Origin of the sequence: Streptomyces sp. NPDC005794 (genome assembly GCF_042871445.1) — a bacterium.
Taxonomy (GTDB): Bacteria; Actinomycetota; Actinomycetes; order Streptomycetales; family Streptomycetaceae; genus Streptomyces.
This window is the reverse complement of the sequence record NZ_JBIAIN010000016.1, coordinates 69,927-82,512: the sequence shown is the minus strand read 5'-3', so window position 1 is coordinate 82,512 and position 12,586 is coordinate 69,927. Positions and strand designations below refer to the sequence as shown.

The 12,586-nt window shown below is 71.7% G+C and carries 2 protein-coding genes; both read left to right on the top strand.

The genetic code is table 11. The annotated features are described in order from the left end of the window. Positions 1-5 precede the first annotated feature (5 nt). Positions 6-10,898: an amino acid adenylation domain-containing protein gene (locus tag ACFYQ5_RS24820; protein WP_389200511.1), complete on the top strand. Its 10,893-nt coding sequence runs from the start codon at positions 6-8 to the stop codon at positions 10,896-10,898. Further along, positions 10,885-12,585 (top strand): ABC transporter ATP-binding protein, encoded by a 1,701-nt coding sequence (locus ACFYQ5_RS24815; protein WP_389200509.1) that lies wholly within the window; start codon positions 10,885-10,887, stop codon positions 12,583-12,585. Before ACFYQ5_RS24820 ends, ACFYQ5_RS24815 begins: the two co-directional genes overlap by 14 nt. Position 12,586: the final 1 nt, after the last annotated feature.

Genomic DNA, 12,586 nt, shown 5'->3' with positions numbered 1-12,586 from the left:
CTTCGATGGCGTATCCGACTGCTCGCTCCGTGCTGCTTTCTCACGCGAGCCTGGACGGTCTGCGCAGGCGAGCCGGTGACTACTCCGACCGGACCCTCGCCGAGGCGTGTGCCATCGGGCTGTCGTACTGGGCGACAGGCCGTAGCCCCGACGGCATCGACCTCACCTCCGGCACCCTGTTCGCCGATGTCCTGCGGTGGGTCGACAACGGCGGCTCCGCGCCCGCCGGGTGGGAGGTCGGCCCCGACGGCCGGAGCATCCTCGCTCCCGAAGGCGTCGTTCCGGCCGACGCGCAGCTCGCGCTGGACGACCTTGCCGACTTCCCGGACCGGCCCGTCGGGACCATCGGTCCCGTCGGCACGGCGGCGAGGATCGAGGCGCTGACCGAGTGGAACGACACCGAGGCCGGACGAGTCCGCCCGACCGTCGTGGAGATGTTCCGCGAACAGGCACTCAGCAGGCCGGACGCCGTCGCGATCGTGGACGAGCACCGGTCACTGACGTACCGTGAGGCGGCCGCACACGCCAGCCAGTTGGCTCACCACCTGATCGAACGCGGGCTCACCGCCGAACAGGTCGTCGGCATATCGCTGGGCCGCTCCGCCGACATGGTGATCGCGCTGCTCGGCGTACTGCAGGCCGGGTGCGCGTTCGTGCCGCTCGACCCGCAATGGCCGGCCGAGCGTCGAGCCGTCGTCATCGAGGACGCCGGCATCGTGCTTCAGCTCAACGACTCCGGTGAGCACCCGGCCGGCGAACCGCCTGCTGCGGCCGTCGGTCTCGGCGCCTGGCGATACGGCTCCTGCCCCGTCGAGGGGCCCGAGGTGACCGTGCCCGGAGCCGCCCTGGCGTACGTGATCTTCACGTCCGGGTCGACCGGCCGGCCCAAGGGCGCCATGATCCGGCACGAGGCGATCAGCGAGCGCCTGCTGTGGCAGTCCGAGGAGATCCTGGGCTTCGGCCACGACGACGTGTCCCTGTTCAAGGCGCCGTTGTCCTTCGACATCTCCGTCAACGAGATCTTCCTGCCACTGGTGCGCGGCGGAAAGCTGGTGGTCCTGAGGCCCGGCGGCGAACGCGACCCCCACCACCTGCTGAGCGTCCTGGCCGATCAGCGCGTCACCTTCACGTACCTCGTCTCGTCCATGCTGGACGTGCTCCTGGAGATGGCGGGCGACTCCGGGCGGCTGGACAGCCTCCGGCACGTGTGGTGCGGCGGCGAGGTCCTGACCCCCGAACTGTACGAGCGATTCCGCACCCGGCTCGACATCCCCATGTACCACGGCTACGGCCCGGCCGAGACGACGATCGGCGTCTCGCACGTCATCTACCGCGGCGCGGCGGAGCGCCTGTCGACGTCCATCGGCAAGGCCAACCCCAACACGCAGCTGTACGTGCTCGACGACGAGCTGCGTCCGGTTCCGGTCGGCGTCGGCGGCGAGCTGTACGTCGGCGGCTTCCTCCTGGGACGCGGATACGTCAACGCGCCCGGCATGACGGCGTCCCGCTTCGTCGCGAACCCGTTCGCGGCGGACGGGTCCCGGCTGTACCGGACCGGTGACCTCGCGCGGTTCGCCCCCGACGGGTCGCTGGACTTCCTCGGCCGGGCCGACAACCAGATCAAGATCCGCGGCATGCGGCTGGAGATCGAGGACGTCGAGGTGGGCCTCGCGGAACACCCCTCCGTACGGCACACCTGCGTCGTCGCGAAGAAGAACACGGTCGGCGGAACCTACCTCGTGGGGTACGTCATCCCGGCCGCCGGCAGCGAGGTGCTGCACGGCGACGAGGTCAAGGCGTGGGCCGTCGAGCACATGGTGGAGTACATGGTGCCCACCCACATCGTCGTGCTGCAGGAGTTCCCGCTCACCGCGAACGGCAAGCTCGACCGGGGCGCCCTCCCGGAACCCCGCATCGGTACCGGCGCCTTCGTCCCGCCCACCACCGACAACGAGCGCGCGGTGTGCGCGGCGGTCGCGACCGTGCTGCGACTGGACGAGGTCGGTGTCGACCAGGACTTCTTCCGGCTCGGCGGGGACAGCATCCTGGCGATCTCGCTGCTGAGCGCGCTGCGCGGCGCGGGTCTCTACGCCACGGCACGGCAGATCTTCACCCACAGCGTCGTCGGGGTGCTGGCGGCGGTCGTGAGCCGGGAGGAGGTCGCCACCGCGGAACACGGCGATGTGGCGACCGGGCCCGTCGTCGGATCGCCCATCGTGCAGTGGCTCGGCGAGACGACGGACGCGATCGACGGCTTCGTGCAGTCGGTCGTGCTGAACACCCCGTCGGACCTGACCGCCGAAGCCCTCGACGCCGTCCTCACGGCGGTCGTCGGGCGGCACGACATGCTGCGTGCCCGCCTCGTGCGCGGCGACCGATGGAGCTTCGACATCCCGGAGGCGGACCAGGCGGACCAGGCGGGCGCGGTGTGGCAGGAGAGCGACCTGCCGCTCGACGCCTGTGTCGCACTCGCCACCGACGCGCTCGACCCGGACCACGGCGTGATGCTGCGCGCCGTCCGGCGCCGCGATGCACGGCAGTTGGTCGTGGTGGTCCATCACGTGGTCGTCGACGGCGTGTCGTGGCGGATCCTGATGGACGATCTGGCTGCCGCATGGCGGCAGTTCGCGTCCGGGGTGCCGGTCGACCTGCCGCCGGTGGGCACGTCGTTCCGACGCTGGACGCAGATGCTGGAGGGTGCGGCGTTCGCATCGGACCGTGCGGCCTTCCAGCGTCCCCTGCCGGCGGCGGACGCACCGGTGGGCAGGCGCGCGCTGTCCGAAGCCGACACCGTCGCCCGGGAACGGACCCGGACCGTCTCGGTAGGTCCCGGGGCCACCGCCGCGCTGCTGGGGGAGATACCCGCGCAATTCCACGCGGGCGTCAACGACGTGCTGCTGACCGCGCTCGCCGTCGCCCTCGCCCGGTGGCGCCGCGACCTCGGGCAGGACCAGACGTTCGCGCACATCGAACTCGAGGGGCACGGCCGCGAAGGGCGGTTCGTGGCGGAGACCGCCGGCTTCGAGCCGGACCTCTCGCGGACCGTGGGCTGGTTCACCACCCTGTTCCCGGTCGTCGTGGACCCGGGTACGACGACCGACCCCACCGCCCCCGCATACCTGGTCGCCGCGCTCAAGGCGGTCAAGGACGACCTCGCACGGGTGCCGGGAAACGGCCTCCCCTACGGTGCACTGCGCTATCTCACCGGCACCGGACTCGACGCGCCCGCCCCGCAGGTGCTGTTCAACTACCTGGGCCGCTTCGACTCGGACACGTCCGGGGACTGGCAGCCCGCAGGCGCCACGGGGCAGTTGGGCGAGAAGCGCGATCCGAGGATGCGCCTGCCGCGCGCCCTGGAGTTCAACGCGATCGCCGAACCCGCGGCGAACGGCGAGTACGAGCTGATCACCACCATCTCCTGGCCCGACGGGATGTTCACCGACGAGGACACCGCGACCATCGGCGGGTACCTGCGGGAAGCCCTGACCGGGCTGGCCGCACTCGACCAAGGCGGCCACTCTCCCGGCGACTTCGCCCTGGTGCCGCTCACGCAGGCAGACGTCGACGCCCTGGACGGACCGGCTCTGCGCGACATCCTGCCCCTGACCCCGTTGCAGGAAGGCCTGTACTTCCACTCGGTCTTCGACGACGACTCGGCGGGCAGCTACGTCGAGCAGCAACTGCTCACGCTGGAAGGCGAGGTGGACGCCGGCCGGCTGGCCGCTGCGGCGACACGGCTGCTCACGCTGTACCCCAACCTCGCCGCGCGGTTCGTGGCTCTCGCCGACGGCCGGGTCGTCTCCGTACTGGAGAGCGGGATGGAGGCGCCCTTCACCACCCTGGACCGCGCCGGCATCACCGACGCCGAGATCCGGGCGCACGCCGAGCGGGACCGCCGCGCCGGGTTCGGCCTGGCCACGGGCCCGCTGATGCGGTACACGCTCATCCGCGCGGGCTCCGGCAGGAACGTGCTGGTGCAGACCGTGCACCACATCATCGCCGACGGCTGGTCGGTGCCGCCCATGCTCCGCACCCTGCTGGCCGAGTACCACGCCCCGGGGGCCCTGTATCCCCTCGGCGGCGGCTTCCCCGACTACGTACGCCGGCTCGCCGGGCTCGACGACGACGAGAGCGACCGGGTCTGGAGCGATCAGCTCGCCGGTCTGCCCGGCCCCTCCCTGGTCGCCGACGGGCACGCCCCCTCCGAGCGCTTCGACGACACCGCGGAGGAGCCGCGGGACGACATCGACGCGGCGGCCCGGTCGGCGGGCGTACCGCTGAGCGTGGCGGTGCACAGCGCCTGGGCGGTGACGTTGGGCGGCATTCTGCAGGGCAGGGACGTGGTGTTCGGCTGCACGGTGTCAGGCCGTGACGCGGACGTGCCCGGCATCGAGGACATGGTGGGTCTGTTCATCAACACGATCCCCCTGCGTGCCCGTTGGACCGGTGCCACCACGGCCCGCGACCTGCTCGCCTCGGTACGGGAACACCAGAGCGCGGTGCTGGCCCACCAGCACGTCTCGCTGGCGAGGATCGGCCGCCGGGCCGGCGGCGGCGCCCTGTTCGACACCCTGGTGGTCTTCGACGTGGCGACCGATGTGGAGGCTCTGCGGCAGCCCGGCGACGAGCTGGTCGTCACGGGCATCGTGAACGAGGGCGCCCCCCACTACCCGCTGACCCTCGTCGCGGAGCGCACACCAGCCGGTCGCCCACGCTTCAACCTGATCTACGACGGCGAGCTGCTCAAGGACACGAGCGCCAGGGCGATCCTCCGCACGTTCACCCGGACCCTCACCGGGCTGCTCGGCAACCCGGACGCCCTCGTCGACCAGCTGGCGCCCGACGGCGCCCGGCAACCCGAGCGGATCGCCCCGACGACCTTGGGCGGACTGTTCGACGCCGCCGCGCAGCGCGATCCGGAGGCCACCGCCGTCACCCACTGCGCCCTCGACGGCACGACGAGGTCGATGACGTACGGCGAACTGGCGGACGCGAAGAACGAGCTGGCCGCCACACTGCGCGCGGCCGGTGTCGGGCCCGGCCGACGCGTGGCCGTCGCCGTGCCGCGCTCCCTGGAACAGGTCGTCGCCCTGCTGGCCGTCGTCAGCGCGGGCGGCGCCTACGTACCGCTGGATCTCGCCTACCCGGACGAGCGCCTGGAGTACATCCTCGACGACGCCGCTCCCCAGGCCGTCCTCGTGGACCCGGGACAGCGAGACCGGTTCACGCAGGCGCAGGCCCGCGTACTCGTGCTGGGGGAGGAGCCCGCGCCGCAGGACGAACTGCCCCCGGCGGCAGCGGAGTCCGCGCCCGGATGGCACGATCCCGCCTACGTGATCTACACGTCCGGATCGACCGGCAGGCCCAAGGGCGTCGTCGTCCCGCACTCCAGCGTCGTGACCCTGCTCGCGAACATGCGGCCCGACATGGAGTTCGGCCCGCACGACGTGTGGGTCCAGTTCCACTCCTACTCCTTCGACTTCGCGGTCTGGGAGCTGTGGGGCGCGTTGGCGCACGGCGGTGAACTGCTCGTTCCCGACTACGGGTTGACCCGGTCCCCGGTGGACTTCCACCGGCTGGTCCGCGAGCGCGGGGTGACCGTCCTCAACCAGACCCCCTCGGCCTTCTACCGGTTCATCGAGGCCGACCGGCACTCCGGCGAACCCGTCACCGCGCTGCGCCGGATCATCTTCGGAGGCGAAGCCCTGGATCCCGCGCGGCTGCGCGGCTGGGCCGAGCGGCACGGCACCGGGTCGCCGGAGCTGGTCAACATGTACGGCATCACGGAGACCACCGTCCACGTCACCCACCGGGTGCTCACCGATGAGGACCTCGGCGGTGACGTCAGCCCGATCGGCGGGCCGATTCCCGGTCTGGTCACCCATCTGCTCGACGACCGGCTCCGGCCGGTGCCGCCGGGCCGGGTGGGCGCCATCTACGTCGCCGGCGACCAGGTGGCGCTCGGCTACCTCGGCAGGCCGGGGCTCACCGCCGGCCGGTTCGTGGCGAACCCGTTCGCGGACGACGGCTCCCGGATGTACCACACGGGCGACCTCGCCCGCCGCACGCTCGACGGCGAGTTGGAGTTCACCGGCCGCGCCGACGACCAGGTGCAGCTCAAGGGCTTCCGCATCGAGCTGGGCGAGGTGGAGTCCGCGATCCGGGAGCTCGACGGCGTGGCCGACGTGGCCGTCACGGTCGCGGCCGACGGCGACCACCTCGTGGCCCACCTCGTGGGCAGGGTGCCCGGCGACCTGGCAGCCCTCCTGTCCGCGAAACTGCCCGTGCACATGGTTCCCGGACGGGTGCTCCCGGTCGACGCCCTGCCGCTGACGGTCAACGGCAAGCTGGACCGGAAGGCCCTGACCGAGCGTGCCGCGCAGGACGACACCCCGGCCGCCGCCGCGAGCGATTCCGCGCTCGACGCACTGGTCGGCATCTTCGCCGAGGCACTGCCGGGCTCCGCCGCCGTGGACGGCGACACCGACTTCTTCATGGCAGGTGGCGACAGCATCGTCGCCATCACGGTGATCAACCGGGCCAGAACGCTCGGACTGAGGATCGCACCACGGGACCTGTTCCTCCTCAAGACGCCACGCGCACTCGCCGGGCATCTGGGCACGCGCGCCCCACAGGCTCCGGCAGCCGAACCCGCCGCCCATGAGGACGGCCCGCTGACGCCGACGCCGGTCATCCTGCGCCAGCGGGAACTGGGCGGCTCGCTCGCCCGGTTCGCCCAGGCCAGGACGCTGGTGGCGCCCGAGGACACCGGATTCGCCGAGGCCGCGCGCGCCGCGAACGCGGCCGTGGCCGCGCACCCGGCACTGAGGCTGCGGCTGCAGGTCGACCACGGGGTGTGGGCGCTGCGTACCGAGCCGGCCCGCGAGGTCACCGTGGTACGGACGGACACGACCGACGTGACGACCGCCGCGAACGAAGCCGCCGGACGCCTCGACCCGGAGGCCGGGGAGGTCATCGCCTTCTCGTGGCTGGAGGAGAGCCGGACCCTGGTGGTCGCCGTGCACCACCTCGCCGTCGACGCGGTCTCCTGGCTGATCCTGCTGGACGACCTGGCCGCAGCCCTGCGCGGGGCGACGCTGCCGGCGCCGACCACGTCCTACGCCGCGTACGCCGAGGCCCTGAGCTCCGGGTCCGCCCAGGTGACCGGCGACCTCGGGCACTGGATCACCACACTCCAGGCGCCCCCGCTCCTGCCCGGCACCGGGAGGCCGCGCGAGACATCGGTCGTGCTCGCACCCGAGGTGAGCGACCGGCTGACCCGTACCGCGCCCGCGGCACTCGGGATCGGGCTGACCGAGCTCCTGTGCGGCGCGCTGCGCACGGCGCTCACCCGGATCCAGCCCTCGCCCACCGATCTCGCGATCGAACTGGAACGGCACGGCCGGGTACCGGTGCTGGAACACCACGACTACACCCGCACCATCGGCTGGTTCACCTCCATCGCCCCCGTGCGCCTCACCGCCCACACCGACCCCGTCGAGGCGGCACGTGAGGTCGCCGAGCGCCAGCCGGACGAGCGCGGGCACCTCGCCTACGGGCAGCTCCGCCACCTCAACCCGCAGACCGCCCCGCTGCTGACCGCCCGCCCCCAGGTGCTGTTCAACTACCTCGGCCGGGGAAACGAGTCCCAGGCCCCCCGGATCACCGGCGGCGACCAGGGCAGTCCTTACGCCGTCGAGGTCAACGCCTGGACCGACGAGGCCACCGGCAGCCTGCACACGGACTTCATCTTCGCCGAAGGGATCCCCGACGAGCTGACCGAGCACTGGCACCGCGCACTGGAACGCCTCGCGGACGCCTCCACGACGGCGGAGCGCACGGCGCCGGTGACCCCGCTCCAGCGGGGCCTCTTCTTCCAGGCCCAGATGGCAGGTTCGGCCGGGCACTACGTCGCACAGAGCTACTTCACCTTCGACCGACGCCTGGACACCGGCGCACTGTCCGAGGCGATGGCATACGTCATCGCGCGGCACCCCGTGGTGGGCGCCGGCTTCACCACCGACGACGAGGGGAACCCCGTCCAGGTACTCAAGGCGGGCCGACGGGTCGATGTCCGTACGGTCCGGTCGGAGACGGACGCGGACGTCGACGCCCTGCGCGCCACGGACCGCGACACGGGCTTCGACCCGGGCGAGCCGCCACTGATCCGGCTGACCGTCGTACGGCTGCCCGGCGGACGCGACGGTCTGCTGCTGAGCTACCACCTGCTGCTCTGGGACGGCTGGTCCCGGGAAATCCTTCTGCGGGACCTGTTCGACGCCTATCAGGCCGTCCTCGCGGGCGACGAACTGGACGCGGCCCCGGCGACGCCGGGCTTCGAGGAGTACGCCCGGACGCTGGCAGCCAAGGACTCCGCCGTATCGGAGCGCTTCTGGGCGGAGCATCTTGCCGGCCTCACCGGTCCGACACTGCTGGCCGGACCTCGACCGTCCTTCTCGGACGACCTGCCCCGCGCGCTCGTGCACACGTTGTCCGCCGCACAGTCGGACGTCCTGAGGGACGCGGCCAGGACGCACGGCGTCACGCTGAACTCGGTGCTGACCGGTGCCTTCGGACTTCTGCTGGGTGCGCACACGGGCCGCAGCGACGCCGTCTTCGGTGTGACCGTCTCCGGCCGGGAGGGTGAGGGACTGTCCGGTATCGTCGGCGTGCTGCTCAACACCGTGCCCATGTGGACGCGGGCTCGGCCCGAGGACACGGCCCGGGCTTATCTGGCGGCGGTCCAGGCGGCCAGGGTCGAGGCGATGGAGCACGAGCACCTGGGGCTCGGCGAGATCCAGCGGGCCAGTGGGCACGACACTCTGTTCGACAACCTGTTCGTCCTCCAGAACTTCCTGGACATGGACGCCTTCGCCGAGATGAACGCCAGGCACGGAATCACCGAGGTGAAGGCCGACGACTCCACGCACTACCCGTTCACCTGGGTCGTCACCCCCGGCGACCGGCTCACGGTCAAGCTGGAGTACCGCGACGGCGACAACGGACGGGCCCGCCGGCTCGTCGACGACTACCTGCGAGTGCTGGAGGACCTGGCCCGTTCGACCGGACCGGTCGGCGCGCTGCGCGGGCTCGGGCCGGCCCCCGAGCCCGCCGGGCGCACGGACATCGGCACGGACACGGTCGTCGACCGCTTCGACCGGGCCGCGGACCGTGCCCCGCGGCGGGTCGCCCTCGTAGCCCACGGTTCCGCGCTGACCTTCGCCCAACTCCGGGACCGCAGCCGCTCGGTGGCGGGTGTTCTCGCGAGGCGCGGCATCGGCCCGGAGAAGACCGTGGGACTCGCGATCCCGCGCTCCCTCGACTCGATCGTGGCACTGTTCGCCGTGCTGCGGACCGGCGCCGCGTACGTTCCGCTGGAGCTCGACCACCCGGACGAGCGGATCGCCGCGATCGTCGACGCGGCACGCCCGGACGTGATCCTCACGGTGAGCGCGGTGTCGCCACGTCTGACCGGCGAGGTGATCGAACTCGACCGGCCCCTGCCCGAGGGCGAGCCGTACGTGACGTTCGCACCGGACGCTCCGAACCGCCTGCGGCACCCCGCGTACACGATCTACACCTCCGGATCGACCGGGAAGCCGAAGGGCGTGGTGACCGAGTACGCCGGGCTCACCAACATGCTGATCAACCATCAGCGCCGCATCTTCGAGTCGGTGCTGGCGGAACACGGGCACCGGGTCTTCAAGATCGCGCACACCGTGTCGTTCGCGTTCGACATGTCGTGGGAGGAACTGCTGTGGCTCGCCGACGGCCACGAGGTGCACATCTGCGACGAGGAACTGCGCCGCGACGCCCCCCGGCTGGTCGAGTACTGCGCGGAGCACGGGATCGACGTCATCAACGTGACCCCGACCTACGCGCAGCAACTGGTCGCCGAAGGTCTGCTCGACGCCCCCGCACGCCGTCCGGCCCTGGTGCTGCTGGGGGGTGAGGCCGTCACGCCGGCCCTGTGGCAGAGGCTCGCGGAGACCGAGGGGACGGCCGGATACAACCTGTACGGGCCCACCGAGTACACCATCAACACCCTCGGCGTCGGCACCTTCGAATGCCAGGACCCGGTGGTGGGCGTGGCGATCGACAACACCGACGTGTACGTGCTCGATCCGTGGCTGCGGCCCCTGCCGGACGGCGTTCCCGGTGAGCTGTACGTCGCGGGCATCGGCATCGCCCGCGGCTATCTCGGCCGGCCCGCCCAGACCGCGCACCGCTTCGTCGCATGCCCGTTCGGCGCGCCGGGGGAGCGCATGTACCGCACCGGGGACCTCGCGGTCCGCCGGCCGGACGGGAATCTGATGTACCTCGGCCGCACCGACCAGCAGGTCAAGATCCGAGGCCACCGGGTCGAACCGGGCGAGGTCGAGGCCGCGTTCACGGCTCACCCGGCGGTGCGGTTCGCCGCCGCGGTCGCCCAGCCCGACCCGCAGGTCGACGGAGCGTACCGGCTGGCCGCCTACCTCGTGCTGACCGGCAGCGACCTGGCGGCGGTGGCCGCCGAGGTGGGTGCCGGGCTGCCCGACTTCCTGCGCCCGACGCACTACGCGCAGGTCGACAGCATCCCGCTGACCGTGAACGGGAAGGCCGACACGAAGGCGCTCCCGGAGGCCAGACCGCTCGGCGTGCTGACCACAGGGGGCGAGCGCGCCCCGGAGACCGAGACGGAGATCGTGGTCTGCGAGTTCTTCGCCGAGGCGCTCGACCTGGACGACGACGAGGTGAGCGCGGTCGGCGACTTCGTGTCCCTCGGCGGGCATTCCATGCTGGCGGTGCGGCTGATCGGGCTGCTCCGCCGGGAGTACGGTCCTGTGATCACGATCCGTGATCTGCTCACCCTTCGAACCCCGGAAGCGATTGCCCGCCATCTTGATGACAACTCCTGACACGAAGCGGCCCCGGCCGGGGGCCGGCATCCTCAAGGCCGCCCTGCGCCGCAACGCCGGCGCGGTGGCCTGGGGCACCGTCCTCATGGGCCTCTACCAGGCGGGCGAGACCGCCTTCCCCATCGCGCTCGGCCTGATCGTCGAGCACACGTTGCGGGACCGCAGCCTGGGCTCGCTCGGCCTGTCGGTCGCGGCGCTGGCCGTGATCATCACGACCGTGTCGCTGTCGTGGCGGTTCGGGATGCGTGTCCTGCAGAAGGCCAACACGACCGAGGCGCACCGATGGCGGGTACGGGTCGCCGCCTGCGGGCTCCAGCCGGTGGCCAGGGACGTCGACCTGAAGTCCGGCGAGGTGCTGACCATCGCCACCGAGGACGCCGACCAGACCGCCGACATCGTCGAGGTGGTGCCGCTGCTGGTCAGCTCCCTGGTCGCGGTGGTGGTCGCGTCGGTGGCACTGGGCCTGGCCGATGTCCGGCTCGGCCTGCTGGTGATCGTGGGAACCGTCGCGATCCTGACGATCCTGAGCGTGATGTCCAGACGGATCGGTTCCAGCACCCAGGAACAGCAGGCCCGGGTGGCGCGGGCGGGTGCCAAGGTCGCCGACCTGATCACCGGTCTGCGCCCGCTGCACGGCTTCGGCGGCAACCACGCGGCCTTTCTGTCCTACCGGAAGGTCAGCACGGAGGCGAAGCACCAGGCGATCACCGTCGCCAGGGTGAACGGCGTCTACGCGGGCACCGCACTGGCCCTCAACGCGGTCCTCGCCGCCTCGGTGACCCTGACGGCGGGCTGGCTGGCGTACGAGGGGCGGATCACCATCGGGGAACTCGTCATGGCCGTGGGCCTGGCGCAGTTCATCATGGAACCGCTCAAACTGTTCTCGGAGATGCCGAAGTACGTGATGATGGCGCGCGCCTCGGCCGAGCGGATGGCCCTGGTCCTCTCCGCGCCACCGCTGACGGTCCCGGGCCAGGACCGCCCGGCCACCGGCGGGGACCTGGAGATCGACGGCGTCCGGTACGGATCCCTGCACGAGCTCACGTTCCGGGTGCGCGCCGGTGAGTTCGTGGCGATCGCCCCCTATCAGCCACGCGCGGCGGCGGACCTCGTATCGGTCCTGGGCGTGAACGTCGCACCCGAGGCGTACGAGGGCGTGGTGCGGGTCAGCGGGCGCGCGATCACCGACCTGTCGTTCGAGGCACTCCGCGAGCACATGCTGGTGAACCCGTACGACGGGGAGATCTTCGCCGGCAGCCTCCGCACGAACATCGATCCGTCGGGCACCAGCCGGATGGTCCCCGAGGCCGTGGAGGCCTCCCTCCTGACCGACGTCGTCTCACTGCACCCCGAGGGACTGGACCACGGGGTCCGCGACCGCGGCGCGAACCTCTCCGGGGGGCAGCGCCAACGGCTGTCCCTGGCCCGCGCCCTCGCCGCCGACTCCGACGTCCTGGTCCTGCACGACCCGACGACAGCGGTCGACGCGGTCACCGAACAGCTCATCGCGCGGAACGTCGCGAAACTGCGCGCGGGCCGCACCACCCTCGTGATCACCAGCAGCCCCGCCTTGTTGGACGCCGCCGACCGTGTCCTCGTGCTGGACGGCGGCGTCATCGCGGCCGACGACACCCATCGCCACCTCCTCGCCTCCGACGAGGGCTACTGCAGGGCCGTGGCCCGGTGAC

Coding starts and splice junctions, on each gene's coding strand:
- ACFYQ5_RS24820 (WP_389200511.1), top strand. CDS start 6: ATGGCGTATCCGACTGCTCGCTCCGTGCTGCTTTCTCACGCGAGCCTG.
- ACFYQ5_RS24815 (WP_389200509.1), top strand. CDS start 10,885: ATGACAACTCCTGACACGAAGCGGCCCCGGCCGGGGGCCGGCATCCTC.